Below are 23,241 nucleotides of genomic sequence, written 5' to 3' on the forward strand. Positions count from 1 at the left end.
CGCCAAGGGCCATTGTGTTCGATAATCGCACGCAAAACTAACTGGGTAGTACACTTTGAATTGCTGTGTCGATTCGACCGGCCAATAATCCATCCCAAGTTAAACGCCATCCCTGTAGGAGCCCGGCTTGCCGGCGATGGCGTCCTCGAAATCGCCATCGCCGGCAAGCCGTGCTCCTACTCGAAGCGTGCGATTGATAACAAGATTGTCTCCACCACCGGGAGTCGAAATATGCAGCGTTCCATTGCCACCGTGTCCTTGAGCGGTACCCTGCCGGAAAAACTTGAAGCCATTGCCGCCGCCGGTTTCGACGGGGTGGAAATTTTCGAGAATGACCTTCTCTACTACGACGGCAGTCCGCGGGAAATTAAACAGATGTGCGCCGATCTCGGGATCGCGATCACGCTGTTTCAACCTTTCCGGGATTTCGAGGGCTGCCGCCGCGACCGCCTGCCGCGCAACCTGGAACGGGCCGAGCGCAAGTTCGACCTGATGCAGGAACTGGGCACCGACCTGGTGCTGGTATGCAGCAACGCTTCGGCCGACGCCATCGGTGACGAACAGATTCTGATCGACGATTTACGCTTGCTGGCCGAACACGCCGGTGCTCGCGGTTTGCGGATCGGCTATGAAGCGCTGGCCTGGGGCCGCCACGTGAACACTTATCAACAGGTATGGAACATCGTCCGTCAGGCAGATCACCCAAACCTCGGCGTGTTGCTGGACAGCTTTCACACGCTGTCACTCAAGGGTGATCCGAGCGCGATCGCCGAGATTCCCGGCGACAAGATTTTCTTCGTGCAAATGGCCGACGCGCCGATCCTGGCCATGGACGTGCTGGAGTGGAGCCGGCATTTTCGCTGTTTCCCGGGCCAGGGCGAATTCGATCTGCCGGGTTTTCTCGCGCCAATCATCAAGAGCGGTTACACCGGGCCGTTGTCGCTGGAGATCTTCAACGACGGCTTCCGCGCCGCGCCGCCACGGGCCAATGCCGCTGATGGTTTGCGCTCGTTGCTGTACCTGGAAGAGAAAACCCGCGAGCGTCTGGCGCAGGAAGCCATGCCACCGGCCACTGTCGACATTCTGTTCGAGACGCCCCAGGCCAGCGAGTACAACGGCATCGAGTTTCTTGAATTCGCCGTGGACGAAAGCCTTGGCGCCAAGCTGTCCCATTGGCTGGAGCGGCTGGGTTTTGTCAAAGCCGGCCAGCATCGTTCCAAGAGTGTGAGCTTGCTGCGTCAGGGTGATATCAACCTGATCCTCAATTCCGAGCCTTACTCGTTCGCCCACAGTTTTTTTGAGGCACATGGCCCCTCGCTGTGCGCCACCGCCGTGCGGGTCAAGGACAGCGCCAGTGCGCTGGCTCGGGCCGTGGCTTATAAAGGTCAGCCGTATCGCGGACTGGTCGGCCCCAATGAACTGGAGCTCGCCGCGGTGCGCGCGCCGGATGGCAGCCTGATTTATCTGGTGGACCAGGACGCCGATGTCTACGGCACCGACTTCAATCTGCAACCCTCCGCCGTGGCCAGTGGCGGTCTCAAGCGCATTGACCATATGGCGATGGCGCTGCCGGCCGACAGCCTCGACAGTTGGGTGCTGTTCTATAAAAGCCTGCTGGATTTTGAAGCCGATGATGAAGTGGTGCTGCCTGACCCGTACGGCTTGGTAAAGAGTCGTGCGCTGCGCAGCCGGGACAGTTCGATCCGCTTGCCGCTGAACATTTCCGAGAACCGCAACACCGCGATCTCACATGCACTGTCGAGTTATCGCGGCTCCGGCGTGCATCACATCGCCTTCGATTGCGACGATATTTTTGCCGAAGTCAGCCGGGCCAAGGAGGCGGGCGTACCGCTGCTGGATATCCCGCTCAATTACTACGATGACCTCGCCGCACGGTTCGATTTCGACGACGAATTCCTCAGTGAACTGGCCTATTACAACGTGCTCTATGACCGCGATGCCCAAGGTGGCGAGCTGTTCCATGTGTATACCGAACCGTTCGAAGGACGCTTCTTCTTCGAAATCATCCAGCGCAAGAACGGTTACGCAGGTTACGGCGCAGCCAACGTCGCGGTGCGACTGGCGGCCATGGCCAAGTCTCGAAGCGGTGCCGTACGTCAGGCAAAGTTGTAGGAAAATCGTAAACATGGGTACAAACCGCCGCCGCGCGGCTTCCTTCACTGTGCGGCGCGGCCCATAATCGCCAACCTGTGCAGTGATGGCCGTGAGCCCGCAATGACGATAACTTCAGAACTCTCCGCAGCGCCCGACGAGCCGATTGTCGAGCCGCGCAAGAGTCGCAAGAACAACCCGGAAAAGACCCGCGAGAATATCCTTCAAGAGGCGATTGTCGAGTTCGTCCAGCAGGGGCTTTCCGGCGCTCGCGTCGATGCGATTGCCGAGCGCATCCACACCTCAAAACGCATGATCTATTACTACTTCGGCAGTAAGGAACAGCTCTACGTCGAGGTGCTGGAGAAACTCTACGGCGATATCCGCAGCACCGAAAATCGTCTGCACCTGACGGAACTGGCTCCGGTGGAGGCGATTCGGCGGCTGGTGGAGTTCACTTTCGACCACCATGATCGTAATGTCGACTTCGTGCGTATCGTCAGCATCGAGAACATTCACAACGCTGAATACGTGAAGCGCTCCGATGCGATCAAGGCGATGAACAACACCATCCTCGATTCACTGGGCGAGATTTTGCGTCGCGGTGCTGAGGAAGGTGTGTTCCGCGCGGGGCTCGAGCCGTTGGATGTGCATCTGCTGATCAGCTCGTTCTGTTTCTATCGCGTGTCGAACCGCCATACCTTAAGTGAGATTTTTCAGATCGACCTGCCGGAAGAAAGCATCAAGCAACGTCATCGGGCGATGATCTGCGAGTCGGTTTTGCGCTATCTGCAGGCCTGACGCCTTCGCTTTTCAGCCATTCATGCTCTGAAAATGCTCGAGCATTCGCTGCGCATCCGGCACCACGCCGCTGAACAACTCAAACGCCTTCACCGCTTGAAACACCGCCATGTTGCCGCCATCCAGCGTGCGGCAACCCAACGCGCGGGCGTTGCGCAGCAGTTCGGTTTCCAGCGGGAAGTAAACGATCTCCGCCACCCATAACTCACCTCGAAGCAGCTCCACCGGCACTGGCATGCCCGGCAGTTTTTTCATGCCCATGGGGGTGGTGTTTACCAGACCGTCAGCCTGGGACAGGGTGCTCGACAAGTCATGGCCCGCAACAGCCCGGCCGCTGCCGAAATGTTGATTGAGGTTGTCCGCCAGGCTCTGGGCGCGGCTGGTCTCCACGTCGAAAATGCTCAGCAGCTGTACGCCTTCACTCAAGAGTGCATGGGCCACTGCCGCGCCGGCGCCACCGGCGCCCATTTGCACGACGCGCTCTAGGGCAACGCCCTGCAAGCCACGACGGAAACCTTCGGCGAAGCCCAGGCAATCGGTGTTGTGGCCGATGCGTTTGCCGTCCTTCAGCACAACTGTGTTCACCGCCCCAATGCCTCGGGCTTCCGGTGACAATTCGTCGAGCAGCGGGATGATCGTCTGCTTGCACGGAAAGGTGATGTTCAGGCCGGTGAAGTTCATCCGCTCGGCGGCTACCAACAGGTCGGGCAGGGCGCTGCTGTCGAGTTTCAACGGGTCCAGATCGATCAGGCGATAGAGGTAACGCAAACCCTGGGCATCGCCTTCATGCTCGTGCAGGGCGGGGGTGCGAGAGGCCTGGATGCCGGCGCCGATCAGTCCGGCCAGTACCGCGTTGTTCTGAGTCACGGTCTTCATCCCTTTAAACGTTGGCTGAAATGCTCCAGCGCCAGGCGATAGCCGTGGCTGCCGAAACCGGCCATCACCGCCGTGGCGATGGCCGACACAAAAGAGTGATGGCGGAAGGGCTCGCGGGCATGAACGTTGGACAGGTGGACTTCGATAACCGGCAATTCGCTGGCGACCAGGGCATCGCGGATCGCGACCGAGGTGTGGGTCCAGGCGGCCGGGTTGATGACGATCCCGGCACAACGGCCGCGAGCGGCGTGAATCCAGTCGAGCAGTTCGCCTTCATGATTGGTCTGGCGAAACTCCACCGCCAGGCCGAACTCTTCGGCGGCACGACCGCACAACGCAGAGATGTCGGCCAGAGTTTCGTGGCCGTAAGTCGCCGGCTCACGGGTGCCGAGCAGGTTCAGATTCGGGCCGTTGAGCACCAGAACGATAGGGGACATCGGGGTCTCTCCACTTATTGTTTTTGGCATTGGCCGAGGGTTTCAGCCTGTGGAGATAAATTGTACTAGATGGTTAATTTGGTCAATTGAAGAGGCGGTTCTCAAGGTTAATGTGTGCGGTGATCGGACGGTTTCGGCTTTTCAGCGGGGCAGATGCTCAACCAGGAAATCGATAAACGCCCTTAAACGCAACGGCATATGGCGCGTTTGCGGGTAGAGCAGGGTGAACGGCCGCGAGCGCCCGCCATAGGGCTTGAGCACTTCCACCAGCGAGCCATCGGCCAGTTCGTTTTCGACGATGAAGCGATAGGTCTGGAACAGTCCCGCGCCATGTTTGGCCAGGGTCACGCCGCCCAGCACATCATCGGAACAACTGAGGTTGCCCTCGGCCAGAATCTCCCGGTGCACGCCATTGTCGTTGAACAGCCAGGCAATCCGCCGACCGCTGCTGGGCAATTCGTACTGGATGCACTCGTGCTGTTTAAGATCATCCAGCGTTTGTGGAATGCCCGCGTGCTTGAGGTAGTCAGGACTGGCAATCATCACCAGCGCGGCGTCTTCCAACTGTCGGGCTATCAGGCCGGAATCCGGAATCGCCCGCACGCGGATCGCCATGTCATAGCCTTCACCGACGAAATCGATGTTGCGATTACTGATGTGCGACTCGACCTTCACCGCTGGAAAGCGCGCCCGGAAAGCCGGCAACAACGGCAGAATCCGGTGATGGGCATAGGTGGTGGGAATGCTGATGCGCAGGGTGCCGGAAGGCTGTTGCTGCTGGCCCATGACCTCACGCTGGGCCTCGACCAGTTGCGCCAGCGCCTGGCGACATTCTTCGTAATACCGGCGACCACTGTCGGTCAGCTTGACGCTGCGAGTGGTGCGGGCGAACAACTGCACGCCCAGGCGTTCTTCCATGCGCGACACCGAACGGCTCACGGCTGCGGGCGTCACGCCAGCCACCAGTGCGGCAGCGGTAAAGCTGCCGGCCTCGGCGGCCAGGCAAAACAGCTCGATGCTGCCCAGTTGAAGATCGTCGAATTGTCGCTGCATGATTGATTACACCGGGGATCAAATGAAGTGTGTGAGTCAGTGTTTATCAGATGTCTGCACACAGATACAGGGCGTTCGTGATGAACAAACCCGTCGGGTTGATTTCCTGACAAGCCAAGACAGCCGTCCTCGGGACGGCTTTTTTGTAGGCGCGAGGAAAGGATTGCTTACCATTTTGCGGTGTTATCCACCGGCCCGAGCCGAGCCTTGGCGCTAGTCTCAAAAGTCGCAGTGATGATTCAGCACTGCGCCAGTTATCGGATTTTTCAGGGAATGTCGGGTCTTCGGGCTCATTAACCTAACGGATGGGTTAGCATGCGATTATTCAGCTACAAAGGGTTTTCAATGGTGATCATGTTGCGCGATGAGCACTGCCCGCCGCATGCACATGTGGATGCCGGAACCTGGAGTGCGCGCTTCAAATTCAGCTTCTGGCACAACAGTGTCGAGCTGTGGGACGTGGTTCCTCATTCTCGAAGGCCACCTGTAGCGGTGTTGGAAGGGTTGCGTCACGCGCTCGGACAACCCGCTCATTTGCGCCGCGCTCGGTGCATCTGGTGGGACAAGCTGCACACGGTCTGCCTCGATCATCAGATATGGGACTGGCAAACCAGCGAAGTCGTGGTGGTAAAAAGGGTCGCCAGTACGACCTGCATGATTGGCTCGGCTTGCTATGAGCCCGAGACGAACAAGACCCTGCTGGCGCTGATAGGCGTTCCGGAGGGCGTGGAGATCGAACTATGAAAACGATAACAGCAAAAATGTTGGTGGATCGGCCCGTAACCGAAACCGTGCTGGATGAAGCCATCCAGCGTGGCCAGCTGCGCCACAAAGGCGGTCTGCGGGCGACTTCGGTGACCTTTGTGGAACCGTGCCTGGCGGTCAATTTCATTGATGGCAGTGGCGTACTGTTGCCCGTGCAGCACTATCCGGAGTTCGATGATTTCGACGTCGAGGATTTCGCAGACCTGAAAGTCGGCTTTTCCGGGACAGCCCTTTGCCACGAGGGCAAGGATCTGCAAGTCTCCATCGCCGGGATGGTTTCGGCCAGCAAGCCGCTGATGGACATGGCCGCGTCGGTCATCGCCTCGCGTAATGGTCGCCAAAGCAGCGCTGCCAAAGCAGAGGCTGCGCGGGCGAATGGCCGTAAGGGCGGGCGCCCACGCAAGACAGATATCACCCTTTAAGCACGCACAAAAAAGCCGTCGTGATGACGGCTGATTTGTATCTGGCGTCGGCAATTACCGGCGGGTCAACAACACCCCGGATTCCATGTGATGGGTCCACGGGAACTGGTCGAACATTGCGCATCGGGTGATGCGATGGGTGTCGTGCAACTGGGCGATGTTGGCCGCCAGGGTTTCCGGGTTGCAGGAGATGTAGAGGATGTTGTCGAAGCGACGGGTCAGCTCGCAGGTGTCCGGATCCATGCCGGCGCGAGGCGGATCGACGAAGACGCTACCGAACTCGTAGCTCTTCAGATCGATACCGTGCAGACGACGGAACGGACGAACTTCGTTCAGGGCTTCGGTCAGCTCCTCGGCGGACAAGCGCACCAGGGTGACGTTACCCACAGCGTTTTCGCTGAGATTGCTCAACGCGGCATTGACCGACGCCTTGCTGATTTCGGTGGCCAGCACTTTGCGCACGCGCGTCGCGAGCGGCAAGGTGAAGTTGCCGTTGCCGCAATACAGCTCCAGCAAATCGTCGGAGCGATCACCGAGTGAGTCGTAAGCCCAGTTGAGCATCTTCTGGTTCACGGTGCCGTTGGGCTGGGTGAACGCGCCTTCCGGCTGGCGATAGCTGAAGGTGCGACCGCCGACGTCCATCTGCTCGACCACGTAATCGTGACCGATCACTTCTCGTTTGCCCTTGGAGCGGCCGATGATGCTGACGTTCAAATCGGCTGCCAGTTTTGACGCCGCCGCGTGCCAATGCTCGTCCAGCGGGCGGTGATAGCACAAGGTGATCATCGCATCGCCAGCCAGGGTGGTAAGGAACTCCACCTGAAACAGCTTGTTGCTCAGGGCCGCACTGGTTTGCCACGCTGCTTTCAGCTGCGGCATCAATTCGTTGATGCGCAGGCTGGCGATCGGAAATTCTTCGATCAGGATCGGCGTGCGCTTGTCTTCCTGGGAAAACATCGCGTAGTGACGATCACCGGCTTCGCGCCACAGGCGGAATTCGGCGCGCAGGCGGAAGTTTTTCAGCGGCGAGTCGAACACCACAGGTTCTGGCGCACCGAACGGGGCCAACAGGTCACGCAGGCGCGTGACCTTCTCTTCGAGCTGAACGGCGTAAGCCTTGGAATCAAAAGTCATGCGTTGAACCAACCCAGCTTGATCACGAACAGAATCGACAGAATCACCAGTGCCGAGTTCAGCTCACGGCCGCGGCCGGACAGCAACTTGATCGCGGTCCAGGAGATGAAACCGAAGGCGATGCCATTGGCGATGGAATAAGTGAACGGCATGGCCAGAGCAGTGACCACGACCGGTGCGGCGACGGTGATGTCGTCCCAGTCTATTTCGGCCAGGCCGGATGTCATCAGTACCGCGACGAACAGCAGCGCAGGTGCGGTAGCAAAGGCTGGAACGCTGGCCGCCAATGGCGAGAAGAACAGCGCCAACAGGAACAGAATCGCCACGACAACGGCGGTCAGGCCCGTGCGGCCACCGGCACTCACGCCGGCTGCGGATTCGATGTAACTGGTGGTGGTCGAGGTGCCCAGCAGCGAACCGGCCATGGCCGCGGTACTGTCGGCGATCAGGGCGCGACCCATTTTCGGCATGTGGCCGTCCTTGCCCATCAGGCCGGCGCGCTTGGCGACGCCGATCAGGGTGCCGGAGTTGTCGAACAGGTCGACGAACAGGAAGGCGAAAATCACGCTGACCAGCCCGATGTCCAGGGCGCCCTTGATGTCCAGTTGCAGGAAGGTCGGGGCCAGGGACGGCGGCATCGACATCACGCCGCCGAACGGGGTGAAGCCCATCACGATCGAAGCGATGGTGACTGCCAGAATGCCGATCAGTACTGCGCCGCGCACTTTCAGCGCTTCAAGGGCCACGATCAGGGCAAAGCCGAGGGTCGCGAGGATCGGGGCCGGTTTTTTCAAATCGCCGAGGCCGACCATGGTTGCCGGGTTGCTCACCACGATGCCTGCGTTATGCAGGGCGATCAGGGCCAGGAACAGGCCGATACCGGCGGCAATCGCCGAGCGCAGCGGCAACGGGATACTGTTGATGATCCATTCGCGGATGCGGAAGATCGACAGCAGGAAGAACAGCACTGCCGAGATGAACACCGCTCCCAGCGCTACTTGCCAGGTGTGGCCCATGTGCAGGACCACGGTGTAGGTAAAGAAGGCGTTCAGGCCCATGCCCGGCGCGAGCGCGATCGGGTAGTTGGCGATCAGGCCCATCACCGTCGAACCGATGGCGGCTGCCAGACACGTGGCGACGAACACCGCGCCCTTGTCCATGCCGGTCTCGCCGAGGATGCTCGGGTTGACGAACAGAATGTAGGCCATGGCCAAAAAGGTCGTGAAGCCCGCCAGAATCTCGGTCCGCACGTTGGTGTTGTGTGCCTTGAGTTGAAACAGCCTTTCCAGCATGTCTGCTCCCCGTGGCGCGCCAGGCGCCGTGAATGTATCGACCTCAACAGCAAAGCACAGACCGCTGCTGGCGCCTGGTAATTTTCTGTGGGTCGGAAAAAGCCGCGCATCATACCAGCAGCGTGGGGTTATGGCTGCTTATGGCTGCGATCGTCGTCGATGTTTTGCGGTAAAGCCAAGTGCGCCATACTGCGCGCTGGTTTTGGGGGTACTTATGTATTGCATGAATAAACGTCTGATTGCCGTATTCGGAGTGTCGATCGCCTTGTTCCTGGGGGCACACACCGCCTCGGCTGCATCGGCGGCGCCGTTGAGTCAGGTGAAGGTACTCAAGGTCGAGTCGCCGAGCTGTGGTTTTGAAGACATTGCGCAGGGGCAAGAGCAAACCCGCTGCAATCACAGCGGACCGAACATCAAGGTCTACGTGCTGGAAGTCGGTTACGGTCGTAGCGCGCATGTCGGGCTGGACGGTTTTGAAGTGAATGGCACCCGGACCCCGGTCTGTGCTTTTGATAATGGCAACCTGACTGAGTGCACCGTCGGGAAAAAAACCGTCGGCTATCTGTACGTCTTCGATCTGGCGGGTAAACAGGAAGGCACGTTCACCTTCAGCAACACGTCGATCAACGCGCCAGGCAACACGCTGTCGACGCAGCTTTACATCAAGTAACGGCAGGCTCGAACAAGGGGCGGGAAAGCTGACTACGCTTTAAAGATCATCCAGTGGACTGCGCCCATGACCTTTAGAGCTCTGATTACCCTCGCCGAGGGCATCGATGACCTGCAATCAGTGACCCTGATCGATGTGCTACGCCGTGCCAAGGTTGAAGTGGTTGTGGCCAGCGTCGAGGGACGGCGCATGCTCACCTGCGCGCGCGGCACCCGAGTGACGTCCGATGCGATGCTGGTGGACGTGCTGGCACAGCCGTTCGACCTGATCGTCCTGCCCGGTGGTGACGTGGGGGCGCAACATCTGGCGGCGCATCAACCCCTGCAACAATTGATCAAGGATCAGGCCGCGGCCGGGCGCCTGTTCGCCGGCATCGCCGAGGCCCCGGCGCTGGCGTTGCAAGCCTTTGGCGTACTGCGTCAGCGGCGCATGACCTGCCTGCCCTCGGCCAGCCATCAACTGTTGGGGTGCAACTTCGTCGATCAACCGGTGGTGGTCGATGGCAACTGCATCACAGCCCAAGGTTCAGGGGCGGCGTTGCAATTCGCCCTGACGCTGGTGGAACAACTCTGCGGTAAGGCCACGCGAGCGGCGGTGGCGGGGGAGTTGGTGGTCTAGAACGTGCCCCGGACAAACTGCTTCAGACCTTCACTTCTTCCACCGGCACATGCATGCGGTCGCGCTTAGCCAGGGTCGGGAACAGTTTGATCCACGCCCCGGTCACCACCAATGTGCCAATACCGCCCATGACCACGGCCGGTACGGTGCCGAACCAGTGGGCGGTCAAGCCGGATTCAAACTCGCCCAACTGGTTCGAAGCACCGATGAACAGGCCGTTCACGGCACTGACCCGACCGCGCATTTCGTCCGGGGTTTCCAGTTGCACGAAGGAGGCGCGGATCACCATGCTGATCATGTCCGCCGCGCCCAGCACCACCAACACCGCCAGGGAAAACCAGAACGAGGTCGACAGGCCGAACGCAATGGTCGCGACGCCGAACACACCCACTGCGGTGAACATGACCCGTCCGACTTTGCGCTCCACGGCAAATCTCGCCAGGTACAGCGACATCAGCAGCGCACCGACTGCCGGCGCTGAACGCAGCAGGCCCAGGCCCCAAGGGCCGGTCAGCAGGATGTCCTTGGCGAACACCGGCAGCAACGCCGTTGCGCCACCGAGCAGGACGGCAAACAGATCCAGAGAAATCGCCCCGAGAATGTCTGGACGACTACGAATGAAGCGGATACCCGCCAGCAGTGAATCCAGCGTCGCCTTGCCCTTGTTCAGCGGTGTCTGCCGTGCAGGCAAGTTGAGCATCAGCAGGCAGGCGATGAGGTAGAGGATCACCGTCGGGCCATAGACCCAGACGCTGCCGAAGGCGTAAAGCAATCCTCCGAGGGCCGGGGCAACGATAGTCGCCGATTGCTGTGCGGATTGGGCTGCGGCGACGGCGCGGGGGAACAGCGCGCTGGGCACGATGCTCGGCAACAAGGCTTGAGTGGTCGGCATTTCGAAGGAGCGGGCGGCACCGAGCAGAAACGCGAGGATGAAGATCATCTCCCGGGTGACATTGTCGGTCGCGCTACCGATGGCCAGCGACAGGGCGATCAACGCTTGCACGGACTGACAGATTGCCGCGACCTTGCGCCGGTCATAACGGTCCGCGACATGCCCGGTGTGCAGCATGAACAGCACCCGCGGGGCGAATTCCACCAGACCGACGAGGCCCAGGTCGAGCACATTGCCGGTCAATTGGTAGAGGTTCCAACCAATGGCCACGGTGAGCATCTGGAAACCGCTGGCGGTAAACACCCGAGCCAGCCAGAACGCAATAAAAGGGCGGTGATGACGTAACAGCAAAGGCGCTTGGCTGGGCATCTGAGGGCAGGTCTTGAGCGAGGGGAGGGTCGAGATTATCACCAAGCTGTAACCAAAAGTTGCAGGGCAGGGAAATTTAGTTAGCTAGACACCGATCTCGAAAGCGCAGAAAGCCCGCTCCCACAGGGAATGTGTTTCTGCCTATGACCGTAGCGCCGAGGCAACCTGTCACGCGGCAAAAGACCACACCGTCCATCGTCAAAAATGGGACTACTCTTTCAACGTTGCTTGATCCAGATCAAGACCGCTCGTGGAATTGATCCGGCGGCCAGATGGCCAGACTCCCTACGTTGTGATGTTTGTAGAAAAAGAACGAATTCAAATTCGCCACACTCCATATCCGTGGGGGCAGTGGGTGTAGGCCGCAAGCCTTCAGCCGGTATTACCTGACAGAGGAAGACTTATGTTCGGTTTGGAGGCACTTGATCTCGCCCGGATTCAGTTCGCGTTCACCATTTCGTTTCACATTCTATTTCCCGCCATCACCATTGGCCTGGCGAGTTACCTGGCGGTGCTCGAAGGTCTGTGGCTGAAAACCCATAACGACACGTACCGCGATCTGTACCACTTCTGGTCGAAGATTTTTGCGGTCAACTTCGGCATGGGCGTGGTCTCCGGACTCGTCATGGCCTATCAGTTCGGCACCAACTGGAGCCGCTTCTCGGACTTCGCCGGCTCCGTGACCGGGCCACTGCTGACGTACGAAGTACTCACCGCTTTCTTCCTCGAAGCCGGTTTCCTCGGGGTCATGCTGTTCGGCTGGAACAAGGTGGGGCGCAATCTGCACTTCTTCGCCACGGTCATGGTCGCCATCGGCACACTGATCTCGACCTTCTGGATTCTCGCGTCCAACAGCTGGATGCAGACGCCGCAAGGCTACGAAATCGTCAACGGCCAGGTCATTCCGGTGGACTGGCTGGCGGTGATCTTCAACCCGTCGTTCCCGTACCGCCTGATGCACATGGCCACGGCAGCGTTCGTTGCGACCGCTTTCTTCGTCGGTTCCTCGGCGGCCTGGCATTTGCTGCGAGGCAAGGACAACCCGGCGATCCGCACCATGCTCTCGATGGCCATGTGGATGGCCTTGATCGTGGCGCCGATTCAGGCGGTCATCGGTGACTTCCACGGGCTGAACACGCTTGAGCATCAGCCGGCGAAAATCGCCGCGATTGAAGGTCACTGGGAAAACCACGGCGATGAGCCGACCCCGCTGATCCTGTTCGGCTGGCCGGACATGAAAGAAGAACGGACCAAATTCGCGGTAGAGATCCCGTACCTGGGCAGCCTGATCCTCACGCACTCGCTGGACAAACAGGTCCCGGCACTCAAGGAATTCCCGCCGGAAGACCGGCCGAATTCAACCATCGTGTTCTGGTCGTTCCGGATCATGGTGGGCCTGGGCATGCTGATGATCTTCACGGGGCTGTGGAGCCTGTGGCTGCGTAAACGCGACAAGCTGTATACCTCGCGACCGTTCCTGTACCTGGCGTTGTGGATGGGGCCGTCCGGCCTGATCGCGATCCTCGCGGGTTGGTTCACCACTGAAATCGGCCGTCAGCCGTGGGTGGTCTACGGCCTGATGCGCACGGCAGACGCGTCCTCCAATCACAGCTTCATGCAGATGAGCATCACGTTGATCATGTTCGTCGTGGTCTATTTCGCGCTGTTCGGTGCCGGTCTGGGCTACATGATGCGCCTGGTGCGCAAAGGGCCGAAGATCGACGAAGGCAAGGAAACCAACGAGGGTGGTCCTGGCCAGAAACGCACGCCGGCCCGTCCGCTGTCCGCCGCCGATGACAACGGTGACGACGACCACCGCCCCAGCCTGACCAAGGAGATTTGACTCATGGGTATTGATCTTCCGCTGATCTGGGCCGTGATCATCATCTTCGGCATCATGATGTACGTGGTCATGGACGGTTTCGATTTGGGGATCGGGATTCTCTTCCCGTTCATTCCGGGCAAGACCGATCGTGACGTGATGATGAACACCGTCGCGCCGGTCTGGGACGGTAACGAAACCTGGTTGGTACTGGGCGGCGCAGCGTTGTTCGGTGCCTTTCCGCTGGCCTATTCGGTGGTGCTCTCGGCGTTGTACCTGCCGCTGATTTTCATGCTGATCGGGCTGATCTTTCGCGGCGTGGCCTTCGAGTTTCGCTTCAAGGCCAAGGACGACAAGCGCCATCTCTGGGACAAGGCGTTCATCGGTGGCTCGGTTGCCGCCACCTTTTTCCAGGGCGTGGCGTTGGGTGCATTCATTGATGGGTTGCCGGTGGTCAATCGCCAATTTGCCGGTGGCTCACTGGACTGGTTGACGCCGTTCACCCTGTTCTGCGGCGTGGCGCTGGTGGTGGCTTATGCGCTGCTCGGTTGCACCTGGCTGATCATGAAGACCGAAGGCAAGTTGCAGGAACAGATGCATGACCTGGCTCGGCCACTGGCTTTCGTGGTACTGGCGGTGATTGGTATCGTCAGCATCTGGACCCCGCTGGCCCATGCCGAGATTGCCGCTCGCTGGTTCACCCTGCCGAACCTGTTCTGGTTCCTGCCGGTGCCGATTCTGGTGCTGGTGACCATGTACGGTCTGATCCGTGCAGTGGCTCGCAATGCGCACTACACGCCATTCCTGCTGACGCTGGTGCTGATCTTCCTCGGCTACAGCGGTTTGGGCATCAGCTTGTGGCCGAACATCGTGCCGCCGTCGATCTCGATCTGGGACGCCGCCGCACCGCCGCAAAGCCAAGGCTTCATGCTGGTGGGCACGCTGTTCATCATCCCGTTCATCCTGGGTTACACCTTCTGGAGCTACTACGTGTTCCGCGGCAAGGTCACCCACGAAGATGGCTATCACTAGAACGCGCGACTGTGGCGCAGGGCTGATACCTGCGCCATTTCTTCAGAGGAGATTGCGATGATGGCGGGTAAACATTCCTTGCAGGAAATCGAAGCAGCAGAGAAAAAGCCGCTTTGGCAGCGACTCGGCTGGCTGGCGATGATCTGGACCGGTAGCGTTGTGGCGCTGTTCATCGTGGCCAGTCTGATGCGCATGTTCATGAATGCCGCGGGGCTGACGACCCACTGATTTTTTGCAGCAGATCCCATCCCGTTGCCTTGCGGCACGGATTCACAACCCTCCTTGGCTGGAGGGTTTTTTTTACCCGGGATTATTTTCGGGCTTTAAGGATCACGAACTTGGGTGTGGCCGCCACTTGCTCGACACCGCGGAACAGCCGCGCGAGTTTGCTGTGATAACCCAGGTGACGGTTGCCGACGATGTACAGCGCGCCACCGACGACCAGCGCCTCTCGGGCCTGCTGGAACATGCGCCAGGCCAGGAAGTCGCCGACGACTTGTTGTTGGTGAAACGGCGGGTTGCACAGTACGACGTCCAGAGACTGTGGTTCCTGGCCCGCCAAACCATCGCCGGCACGTACCACCACTTCCCGGTCACCCAGTGCCGCGCGCCAGTTTTCGGCCGCCGATTGCACGGCCATGAACGATTCATCCACGAGCGTGTAGTGGGCGTCTGGGTTTTGCAGGGCACTGGCGATGGCCAAAACGCCGTTGCCACAACCGAGGTCGGCCACCCGCGCGGAGCCAAGGTTCTTTGGCAGGTGCGGCAAGAACGCTCGCGTGCCGATATCCAACCCTTCGCGGCAGAACACATTGGCGTGATTCAGCAGTTCGATCTCAGGGGCGTCGAGTCGATAGCGGGTCGGGTAGGGGGACACAACGGGGGCTTTGACTTCAGCGGTCGCGATCAATAGCCGAGCCTTCTTCACCGCCAGCGAGGCTTGCACCGGGCCGATGTAGCGCTCCAGCAGATCGCCCGCAGCGCGGGGCAGATGCTTGATCATCGCCGCCGCAATCACCTGGGCTCCCGGCGCCAGTTGGCCCTGCAAGCGAATCAATTGTTCTTCCAGCAAGGCGAGGGTTTTCGGGACCCGGATCAGTACCCGGTCAAAGGGGCCTGAAAAGGCTTCACTGGCAGGTACGCTTGCCACCGCATCAAATGCCTGGCCGTTACGGATCAGATTTTTTTCCAGTCCCTGAAAGGCCAGGAACGAGTCGCCGCTGCTGGTCACTTGAACCTTGCCCACCAGGCTGGCGGCCAATGCGCCAAAGCTGTCGTTGAGCACCAAAACCCGAGTGTCGGCCGAGGGCTGTTGGTCGGCCAGATGGGTTAGCAGGTATTCGTCTGCGGCGTCAAACGCCTGCAGCGGTTCGTTCTGCTGTTCGGGCTGGCGGATCAGGTCGAGTCGGGCGAAGGGTGTTTCGAGCAAGGGCATGAGGCGGGGCTCTGGGTAATCAACGGGGGTCATCAACAGGTGTCCCGCAGCCCAAGGGCGTTGTAGCGGGCGAGACCGTCCGAGTGTACTGCGCCGTGAAGGTTTACACGTCATCACTCAAGAAGGACCGCAAATGGTACGTTTTTTTCTTTTGGATTACTTGCAGGTTTTTTGGCTCAGCGAATCGCGCTGCTGTTGAGAATACCGTCCTTGGTTGCGGCGATGACTGCGGAAATCTTGTTATTGACTCCCAGTTTCAGAATCGCGCTTTGCACATGAAAATTGACCGTGCGTGCGCTGAGATTGAGGATTCTGGCACTCTCATAGGCAGTCTTGCCATCAGCCGCCAACCTCAATACATCGATTTCGCGGGGAGACAAATGCGGCACGACCGGCTTCGCCGCTTTCTTGGGCAGTGTCTGTGTGACCAACCCGTGCAGGTGGCGCCCGATGAACACCGAGAAACCGAGATTTTCATACAGCTCAAATGCAGTGATCGGGCAATGGCTTCTGGCCAGGCTCAGAATGCTGCAAACACCATTGTCCTCGTCATGGACCGATTGTGACCAGCCATGCTGCAATCCTTGCTTCTCAAGCGCATCCCACAACCAGGGAGTCTTGGAAAAAAGTTCTTCGCTCCATAGGACAGGCAATCTGGAGTGATTGCAGTGAGCCACTACCGGGTCTATTGCGTTGAAATTTTTTTGTTCATATTCAATGTTCCAATCCGTCGGGTAGTTGTTGAGTTGGACTGTATTAAAGTGGTCAGTTTTTGTTTGGTATGTTGTTGAAAAAGCGAAAAATTTAAAGCCAATGTTTTTCGCAAAGCCGAGTGAAATCCGGTAGGCAGTCTCAATCTCCGTTGCCTGTGATAATTGATTGAGTTGTGATTCCTTCCACCTCTCCATTGTGTCTCTCCAGATGTTGATACTTGGGGGTGCCATTTTGGATCCAAGATCTGGCACGAAGGCGAGTGTAGGATGTTTCCTAAGTCTGTGTGAGACTTTTTAGCTTGGTTTGAGATTTTTAAACAAATATCTGGTTCTAACGTCAGGAAATTAGAGTAGATAAGGGCATGTCGGGCTTATTGTAATCAGGCTCGTTAACCGCGTGGTTAATGTTTAAGTCGTACTATGAACTTAATGTAAATGAGGTCCTGGCTAAAGCCACTACAAATCACCGGTGTTTAAGCTGTCCGCTTTGCGGGACACTGTGGCTATCTGTTGAATGGAGCACCCCATGACCGCCAGCGCAGAAAAATTCACTCGCCAGACCTTGCTCGACGTCCAGTCGCTGACCCCCAGTCTGTTCACCCTGCGGACCACCCGGGACCCGGGTTTTCGTTTTCGTGCAGGACAATTCGCCCGGCTGGGCGTTACCAAGGCTGACGGCAGCACCGTATGGCGCGCCTATTCCATGGTGTCGTCGCCCTATGACGAGTTCCTCGAATTCTTTTCCATTGTGGTGCCAGGGGGGGAGTTCACCAGTGAGCTGAGTCGGCTGGGAGTCGGCGATACGCTGCTGGTCGAGCGTCAGGCCTTTGGTTACTTGACGCTCGATCGCTTTGTCGACGGCCGTGATCTCTGGCTGTTATCCACAGGCACCGGCCTGGCGCCGTTTCTGTCGATCCTGCAGGACTTCGAGGTCTGGGAGAAATTCGAACGAATCATCCTGGTCTACAGCGTGCGCGAAGCCCGGGAACTGGCTTATCAGGACCTCGTCAGCGGGTTGGCCGAGCGCGACTATTTAGCGGAGTTTGCGCACAAACTGCAGTTCATCACCACCGTCACCCGGGAGCAGCATGCTGGCGCTCTGAGCGGCCGGATCACTGCGCTGATCGAAAATGGCGAGCTGGAGCGGGCGGCAGGCCTGGCGCTGACGGCCGAGCACTCAAGGGTCATGCTCTGCGGCAACCCGCAGATGATCGATGACACGCGCAAATTGCTCAAACAACGCCACATGCACTTGAGCCTCAGTCGCCGGCCCGGGCAGGTGGCGGTGGAAAATTACTGGTAAAAAAACGGCGCCTCAAGGGGCGCCGTTGATTGTTTGACTAACGTCTTCAGGGCCGATTGTTCTGAGCCTTGAGCAAATCGCGGATCTCTTCCAGTAGCTCTTCTTCCTTGGTCGGAACCGGCGGCAGCGTTGGCGCTACGGCCTCTTCGCGTTTCAGGCGGTTGATGGCTTTGACGCCCATGAAGATCGCGAAAGCGACGATGATGAAGTCAATCAGGCTCTGGATGAATTTGCCATACGCCAGCACTACCGCGGGGACATCGCCGTTGGCTGCCTTGAGCGTTACGGCCAGATCACTGAAGTCCACCCCTCCGATCAGCAGGCCAATCGGTGGCATTACCACGTCGCCGACGAACGATGAAACGATCTTGCCGAAGGCGGCGCCGATGATGATACCGACCGCCATGTCGACCACGTTACCTTTGACCGCGAAGGCCTTGAACTCACTTATCACGCCCATAGGTTATTCCTTGTTACAGATGAGGTTGGTGAACGCAGTGTAAATCAGCATGGTGCTTCGTGCTTGAAACAACTGTGTATAGCGCTTGCCGGCCACCGTGTTCGGGGTAGCCGCTTTAATGTTGGGCGTCCCGGGCGCCCGTGGGCATTTTCTCCCTCGATCGCTCAGCTCTGCTGAGTGGAGGGAGTGCAGAAACAAACATAAAAAGTAGGGGCTTTAGTATCACTCGTTCGATGCAAGGATAAGCTGCGGTATATGTCGTTTAATGTGAATGGTTTACAGGATGTATGGACTCGTATCTTAAACAGTCCCATCTGATATTTGATGCGGAGAATGCCATTATATTGCCACTGGCTTGGTTGTTCGTATTGTAAAGTTTGCTTAACGGCTGGATTGTACATTCAAGTTATAAATGATGAAGGCCTGTACAGGTTCTGGTTTTTGTTTTATTGAGCGAGACAACTATTGTGTAAAGTAATTTCTGAGAAAGTTGTACAGTTTTCACAGTTAGTAATGCAGTGGATGTATTCAAAAGACTGAACAAGTTGCTGCCAGGGGGGCGCTGGGTAACTTCGCCGCGCGTGACCCACTCCAGCTGAGCTATCATCGCGGTTTTTGCCGGGAGTTCAGATGGCCAAGGCCAAGCGCATGTACGGCTGCACCGAGTGCGGCTCAACCTTCCCCAAGTGGGCTGGCCAATGCGGCGAGTGCGGGGCCTGGAACACCCTGACCGAAACCATGGTGGAGAGCGGTGGCGCAGCAGCCCCCAGCGGTCGCACCGGCTGGACTGGTCAACAGGCACAGATCAAGACCCTGGCCGAAGTCAGCGTTGAAGAAATCCCGCGTTTTTCCACAGCGTCCAGCGAGCTCGATCGGGTGTTGGGCGGTGGTCTGGTGGACGGTTCGGTGGTGCTGATCGGCGGTGATCCTGGCATCGGCAAATCGACCATTCTGCTGCAAACCCTGTGCAACCTCGCCAAAGTCATGCCGGCGCTGTACGTCACCGGCGAAGAATCCCAGCAGCAAGTGGCCATGCGCGCGCGCCGTCTCGGTTTGCCTCAGGATCAACTGCGGGTGATGACCGAAACCTGCATCGAAACCATCATCGCCACCGCCCGGCAGGAAAAGCCCAAGGTAATGGTGATCGACTCGATCCAGACGATCTTCACCGAGCAACTGCAGTCGGCACCGGGTGGCGTGTCCCAGGTCAGGGAAAGCGCGGCGTTGCTGGTGCGCTATGCGAAGCAGAGCGGCACGGCCATTTTCCTGGTCGGCCACGTGACCAAGGAAGGCGCTTTGGCGGGGCCACGGGTGCTGGAGCACATGGTCGACACGGTGCTGTATTTCGAAGGCGAATCCGATGGGCGTTTGCGTTTGCTGCGGGCGGTGAAAAACCGTTTCGGCGCCGTCAACGAACTGGGCGTATTCGGTATGACCGACAAGGGGCTGAAAGAAGTCTCCAACCCTTCGGCGATTTTTCTCACCCGTGCGCAGGAAGAAGTGCCGGGCAGTGTGGTCATGGCGACGTGGGAAGGGACGCGGCCGATGCTGGTGGAAGTCCAGGCGCTGGTTGACGACAGCCATCTGGCCAATCCACGTCGGGTAACGCTGGGTCTGGATCAGAATCGGCTGGCGATGTTGCTGGCGGTGTTGCACCGTCACGGCGGCATTCCGACCCACGATCAGGATGTGTTTCTCAACGTGGTTGGCGGGGTGAAGGTGCTGGAAACGGCCTCCGATCTGGCGCTGATGGCGGCGGTCATGTCCAGTTTGCGCAACCGGCCACTGCCCCACGATCTGTTGGTGTTCGGCGAGGTCGGGCTTTCCGGCGAAGTACGCCCGGTGCCGAGCGGCCAGGAACGCTTGAAAGAAGCCGCCAAGCACGGCTTCAAACGCGCCATCGTGCCTAAGGGCAATGCGCCTAAAGAAGCGCCGCCGGGGTTGCAGATTATTGCCGTAACGCGCCTGGAACAGGCGCTCGACGCCCTGTTCGATTAACTTTCCAGACAGAACACAAACCCTGTGGGAGCGGGCTTGCTCGCGAAGAGGGAGTGTCAGTTGCCATCAATGGCACCTGACACACCGCTTTCGTCGGAACGCCGCCCGGAGCAAGCCCGCTCCCACATTGGAATGACGCCAGTCTTTAGATTTCGATCAGAGCGCCCAGTTCGCGCTCAAGCTGTTGCGGATCGCCAAGGTTGAGCTCAACCAACCGCCGCAGGCGTTCGATGGATTCCAGGCTGATGTGTTTGCAGACGAAGCCGAGCTGACCATGATCATCGTGGGTCAGTTGCACATCCATCTTGATGGCGACGTCCTCGTTGAGATGAACATCGACCAGGAAATGCCACTCCCGATTTCCCAGCCACGGTTCGGGCTTTTCGATCAACAGTCCCTTCAGTGACAGATCGATCAACTTCACCGGCCAGATGAATTCCCCTTGGCTCAGCTCGGTTCGGGCATCGAACGCAATACGTTTGAAGCGGCGGCGATCGGCAGGGTGCTCGCTCATGAGGCAATCCTCGTAAATGTTCGCTGACTATAGACCCGCATTGTCACAGGTTGCCAGCAAAGTGATGGCTCAACCCATGTCGGGGGATGGCCTTTGCGGCCGTTAGCGCTAAACTCGGGATGACTGTCTTTCTTGTCCACCCTGGCTGGAATCATAAAATGAAAAATAATAATAGCCTGCTACGCCACCTACCCTGGCTGCTGCTGGCAACCGTAGGGGCGTGCGCCCTGGGTGTAGTGGCATTGCGCCGAGGCGAGGCAATCAACGCCTTGTGGATTGTGGTCGCTGCCGTGGCCATCTATCTGGTTGCGTATCGTTACTACAGTCTGTTCATCGCTAACAATGTGATGCAGCTCGACCCGCGACGGGCCACCCCCGCCGTGCTCAACAATGACGGTCTGGACTACGTGCCGACCAACAAACACATCCTCTTCGGCCACCACTTCGCAGCCATCGCTGGCGCGGGACCGCTGGTCGGTCCGGTCCTGGCGGCGCAGATGGGTTACCTGCCCGGTACGCTGTGGCTGATTGCCGGCGTGGTGCTGGCCGGTGCCGTTCAGGACTTCATGGTCCTGTTCATGTCCACCCGCCGCAACGGCCGTTCCCTCGGCGACATGGTTCGTGAGGAAATGGGCCGCATCCCCGGGACCATCGCGCTGTTTGGCTGCTTCCTGATCATGATCATCATCCTCGCGGTGCTGGCGCTGATCGTTGTGAAAGCCCTGGCCGAAAGCCCATGGGGCATTTTCACGGTGATGGCGACCATCCCGATCGCGATGTTCATGGGCATTTACATGCGCTACATCCGTCCGGGCCGCATCGGTGAAATCTCCGTGGTCGGCGTGCTGTTGCTGCTCGGTTCGATCTGGCTGGGCGGGCAGATTGCCGCTGATCCGTTCTGGGCCAAGGCGTTCAGCTTCAACGGCGTGCAGATTACCTGGATGCTGGTCGGTTACGGTTTCGTCGCCGCCTCGTTACCGGTCTGGCTGATTCTGGCCCCGCGTGACTACCTGTCGACCTTCCTGAAAATCGGCACCATCGTGGCCTTGGCGATCGGCATCCTGATCACCATGCCCGACCTGAAAATGCCGGCGTTGACCCAGTTTATCGATGGCACCGGCCCGGTGTGGAAGGGCGGTCTGTTCCCGTTCCTGTTCATCACCATCGCCTGTGGCGCGGTCTCGGGTTTCCACGCGCTGATCTCCTCTGGCACCACGCCGAAACTGCTGGATAACGAGGTCAACGCCCGTTACATCGGTTACGGCGCCATGCTGATGGAATCCTTCGTCGCCATCATGGCCATGGTTGCCGCGTCGGTGATTGAGCCGGGCGTGTATTTCGCCATGAACAGCCCGGCGGCAGTCGTCGGCGGTGACGTGGTGGCCGTGGCACAAACCGTCAGCAGCTGGGGTTTTGCAATAACCCCGGAAGCGTTGCAAGCGGTGGCCAAGGACATCGGTGAAACCACGGTCCTGGCCCGTGCCGGCGGTGCGCCGACCCTGGCGGTTGGTATTGCGCAGATCCTGCACAGTGTCCTGCCGGGTGAAAACACCATGGCATTCTGGTACCACTTCGCAATCCTGTTCGAAGCGCTGTTCATCCTGACGGCTGTGGACGCCGGTACCCGTGCCGGACGGTTCATGCTGCAGGACTTGCTGGGTTCCTTCGTGCCGGCGCTGAAACGCACCGAATCCTGGACCGCCAACCTGATCGCAACCGCTGGTTGCGTGGCGATGTGGGGTTGGTTGCTGTACCAGGGCGTGATCGATCCGCTGGGTGGTATCAACACCTTGTGGCCGCTGTTTGGTATCTCCAACCAGATGCTCGCCGGTATCGCGCTGATGCTCGGCACCGTTGTGCTGATCAAAATGAAACGCCAGCGCTATGTCTGGGTCACCATGCTACCTGCCGTGTGGCTGCTGATCTGCACCACCACCGCCGGCTTCATCAAGCTGTTCGATGCCAACCCGGCGATCGGCTTCCTGTCGCTGGCCAAGAAGTACAGCGATGCGCTGGCCAACGGTCAGATCCTCGCCCCGGCCAAGGACATTACGCAGATGCAGCACGTGATCTTCAACGCCTACACCAACGCAACGCTGACGGCGCTGTTCCTGTTCGTGGTATTCAGTATCCTGTTCTATGCGCTCAAGGTCGGCATTTCCGCCTGGGGCAGCAAACAACGTACGGATAAAGAAGCGCCATTCCAGGCTCTGCCGGATGCTTGATCGAGGATTGCAGTATGTTCAATGACCTGAGTCGCCTCGGTAAATACCTCGGTCAGGCCGCGCGCCTGATGGTCGGCATGCCCGACTACGACAATTACGTCGAGCACATGCAAACCAAACACCCGGACAAACCGGTGATGACCTACGAGATGTTCTTCCGGGAACGCCAAGAGGCTCGTTACGGTGGCAAGGGTGGGCCGAAGTGCTGTTGATGCAACAGCCAGGCTGATGCAGTCCCTGTGGGAGCGGGCTTGCTCGCGAAAGCGGTGTGTCATTCAACATTAATGTCGACTGAGAC

Annotated in this window: 23 protein-coding genes; 13 read left to right on the forward strand and 10 right to left on the reverse strand. The window is 58.9% G+C overall.

Annotated elements, in window-relative coordinates; all coding sequences use genetic code 11:
• The first annotated feature begins 231 nt into the window (after positions 1 to 231).
• The gene (gene quiC, locus KGB03_RS20240; RefSeq protein WP_223528549.1) at positions 232 to 2,133 is read left to right on the forward strand and encodes a 3-dehydroshikimate dehydratase QuiC; all 1,902 of its coding nucleotides are present in this window, start codon (positions 232 to 234) and stop codon (positions 2,131 to 2,133) included.
• A gap of 102 nt (positions 2,134 to 2,235) precedes the next feature.
• Entirely contained in the window at positions 2,236 to 2,913 is a 678-nt protein-coding gene (locus tag KGB03_RS20245) for a TetR/AcrR family transcriptional regulator (protein WP_223528551.1), read from the forward strand.
• Between the two features lie 12 nt (positions 2,914 to 2,925).
• On the opposite strand, the gene KGB03_RS20250 is transcribed toward KGB03_RS20245, so the two are convergent.
• The 3 genes from KGB03_RS20250 to KGB03_RS20260 all read right to left on the reverse strand — a co-directional run bounded on the left by KGB03_RS20250 (position 2,926) and on the right by KGB03_RS20260 (position 5,279).
• A complete protein-coding gene (locus tag KGB03_RS20250) occupies positions 2,926 to 3,789 on the reverse strand; it encodes a shikimate dehydrogenase (RefSeq protein ID WP_263293649.1) in 864 nt (287 codons plus the stop codon).
• A complete protein-coding gene (gene aroQ / locus KGB03_RS20255) occupies positions 3,786 to 4,226 on the reverse strand; it encodes a type II 3-dehydroquinate dehydratase (protein ID WP_008149179.1) in 441 nt (146 codons plus the stop codon). Before aroQ ends, KGB03_RS20250 begins: the two co-directional genes overlap by 4 nt.
• A gap of 141 nt (positions 4,227 to 4,367) precedes the next feature.
• Positions 4,368 to 5,279, reverse strand: a complete 912-nt coding sequence (locus tag KGB03_RS20260) for a LysR family transcriptional regulator (protein WP_111451128.1) — start codon at positions 5,277 to 5,279, stop codon at positions 4,368 to 4,370.
• A 315-nt stretch (positions 5,280 to 5,594) separates the two neighbouring features.
• Between KGB03_RS20260 and KGB03_RS20265 the strand changes: the two genes are divergently transcribed.
• On the forward strand, positions 5,595 to 6,023 hold the full coding sequence (locus KGB03_RS20265) for a DUF4160 domain-containing protein (protein ID WP_111451127.1): 429 nt from the start codon (positions 5,595 to 5,597) through the stop codon (positions 6,021 to 6,023).
• Positions 6,020 to 6,466 (forward strand): DUF2442 domain-containing protein, encoded by a 447-nt coding sequence (locus tag KGB03_RS20270; protein WP_223528557.1) that lies wholly within the window; start codon positions 6,020 to 6,022, stop codon positions 6,464 to 6,466. Before KGB03_RS20265 ends, KGB03_RS20270 begins: the two co-directional genes overlap by 4 nt.
• 54 nt (positions 6,467 to 6,520) lie before the next feature.
• Here the strand turns inward: KGB03_RS20270 and trmA are convergent, their stop codons facing one another.
• Positions 6,521 to 7,600 carry a tRNA (uridine(54)-C5)-methyltransferase TrmA gene (gene trmA, locus KGB03_RS20275; RefSeq protein WP_223528560.1) on the reverse strand — a complete coding sequence of 360 codons (1,080 nt, stop codon included), beginning with the start codon at positions 7,598 to 7,600 and terminating at the stop codon, positions 6,521 to 6,523.
• On the reverse strand, positions 7,597 to 8,892 hold the full coding sequence (locus KGB03_RS20280; protein WP_223528563.1) for an NCS2 family permease: 1,296 nt from the start codon (positions 8,890 to 8,892) through the stop codon (positions 7,597 to 7,599). The genes trmA and KGB03_RS20280 overlap by 4 nt, the downstream gene beginning before the upstream one ends.
• 214 nt (positions 8,893 to 9,106) lie before the next feature.
• Here KGB03_RS20280 and KGB03_RS20285 point away from each other — a divergent pair, with 214 nt between their 5' ends.
• Positions 9,107 to 9,562: a DUF4879 domain-containing protein gene (locus KGB03_RS20285; protein ID WP_192410847.1), complete on the forward strand. Its 456-nt coding sequence runs from the start codon at positions 9,107 to 9,109 to the stop codon at positions 9,560 to 9,562.
• A 66-nt stretch (positions 9,563 to 9,628) separates the two neighbouring features.
• Complete coding sequence (locus KGB03_RS20290) at positions 9,629 to 10,180, forward strand: DJ-1 family glyoxalase III (protein ID WP_111451122.1); 552 nt, start codon at positions 9,629 to 9,631, stop codon at positions 10,178 to 10,180.
• Between the two features lie 22 nt (positions 10,181 to 10,202).
• Here KGB03_RS20290 and KGB03_RS20295 read toward each other — a convergent pair whose 3' ends face one another.
• Positions 10,203 to 11,441, reverse strand: a complete 1,239-nt coding sequence (locus KGB03_RS20295) for an MFS transporter (protein WP_192410848.1) — start codon at positions 11,439 to 11,441, stop codon at positions 10,203 to 10,205.
• A gap of 403 nt (positions 11,442 to 11,844) precedes the next feature.
• Between KGB03_RS20295 and KGB03_RS20300 the strand changes: the two genes are divergently transcribed.
• From KGB03_RS20300 to KGB03_RS20310, 3 genes are read left to right on the forward strand one after another with little or no spacing between them, the layout of a single operon-like run.
• The gene (locus tag KGB03_RS20300; RefSeq protein ID WP_218537524.1) at positions 11,845 to 13,284 is read left to right on the forward strand and encodes a cytochrome ubiquinol oxidase subunit I; all 1,440 of its coding nucleotides are present in this window, start codon (positions 11,845 to 11,847) and stop codon (positions 13,282 to 13,284) included.
• 3 nt (positions 13,285 to 13,287) lie between these two features.
• Positions 13,288 to 14,295, forward strand: coding sequence for a cytochrome d ubiquinol oxidase subunit II (gene cydB / locus KGB03_RS20305; RefSeq protein ID WP_123367752.1), 1,008 nt, complete (start codon positions 13,288 to 13,290; stop codon positions 14,293 to 14,295).
• A 60-nt stretch (positions 14,296 to 14,355) separates the two neighbouring features.
• A complete protein-coding gene (locus KGB03_RS20310) occupies positions 14,356 to 14,523 on the forward strand; it encodes a DUF2474 domain-containing protein (protein ID WP_074880353.1) in 168 nt (55 codons plus the stop codon).
• 82 nt (positions 14,524 to 14,605) lie between these two features.
• Here the strand turns inward: KGB03_RS20310 and KGB03_RS20315 are convergent, their stop codons facing one another.
• Positions 14,606 to 15,730 (reverse strand): methyltransferase, encoded by a 1,125-nt coding sequence (locus tag KGB03_RS20315; protein WP_223528566.1) that lies wholly within the window; start codon positions 15,728 to 15,730, stop codon positions 14,606 to 14,608.
• Positions 15,731 to 15,906: 176 nt separating this feature from the next.
• Positions 15,907 to 16,638: a helix-turn-helix transcriptional regulator gene (locus KGB03_RS20320; protein ID WP_218537522.1), complete on the reverse strand. Its 732-nt coding sequence runs from the start codon at positions 16,636 to 16,638 to the stop codon at positions 15,907 to 15,909.
• Between the two features lie 331 nt (positions 16,639 to 16,969).
• Between KGB03_RS20320 and KGB03_RS20325 the strand changes: the two genes are divergently transcribed.
• Entirely contained in the window at positions 16,970 to 17,746 is a 777-nt protein-coding gene (locus tag KGB03_RS20325) for a ferredoxin--NADP reductase (protein WP_111451115.1), read from the forward strand.
• Between the two features lie 46 nt (positions 17,747 to 17,792).
• On the opposite strand, the gene mscL is transcribed toward KGB03_RS20325, so the two are convergent.
• A complete protein-coding gene (mscL, locus tag KGB03_RS20330; RefSeq protein ID WP_008149145.1) occupies positions 17,793 to 18,206 on the reverse strand; it encodes a large-conductance mechanosensitive channel protein MscL in 414 nt (137 codons plus the stop codon).
• A gap of 630 nt (positions 18,207 to 18,836) precedes the next feature.
• Between mscL and radA the strand changes: the two genes are divergently transcribed.
• Complete coding sequence (radA, locus tag KGB03_RS20335) at positions 18,837 to 20,204, forward strand: DNA repair protein RadA (protein WP_218537521.1); 1,368 nt, start codon at positions 18,837 to 18,839, stop codon at positions 20,202 to 20,204.
• 145 nt (positions 20,205 to 20,349) lie between these two features.
• On the opposite strand, the gene KGB03_RS20340 is transcribed toward radA, so the two are convergent.
• Positions 20,350 to 20,718 (reverse strand): PilZ domain-containing protein, encoded by a 369-nt coding sequence (locus KGB03_RS20340; RefSeq protein WP_192410852.1) that lies wholly within the window; start codon positions 20,716 to 20,718, stop codon positions 20,350 to 20,352.
• A gap of 158 nt (positions 20,719 to 20,876) precedes the next feature.
• Here KGB03_RS20340 and KGB03_RS20345 point away from each other — a divergent pair, with 158 nt between their 5' ends.
• Together KGB03_RS20345 and KGB03_RS20350 are read left to right on the forward strand one after the other, a co-directional pair.
• Positions 20,877 to 22,943, forward strand: a complete 2,067-nt coding sequence (locus tag KGB03_RS20345) for a carbon starvation CstA family protein (RefSeq protein WP_223528569.1) — start codon at positions 20,877 to 20,879, stop codon at positions 22,941 to 22,943.
• A gap of 14 nt (positions 22,944 to 22,957) precedes the next feature.
• The gene (locus KGB03_RS20350) at positions 22,958 to 23,155 is read left to right on the forward strand and encodes a YbdD/YjiX family protein (RefSeq protein WP_008154232.1); all 198 of its coding nucleotides are present in this window, start codon (positions 22,958 to 22,960) and stop codon (positions 23,153 to 23,155) included.
• The last annotated feature ends 86 nt before the right edge of the window (positions 23,156 to 23,241 follow it).

The organism is Pseudomonas sp. BF-B-26, assembly GCF_019956495.1.
Lineage (GTDB): Bacteria > Pseudomonadota > Gammaproteobacteria > Pseudomonadales > Pseudomonadaceae > Aquipseudomonas.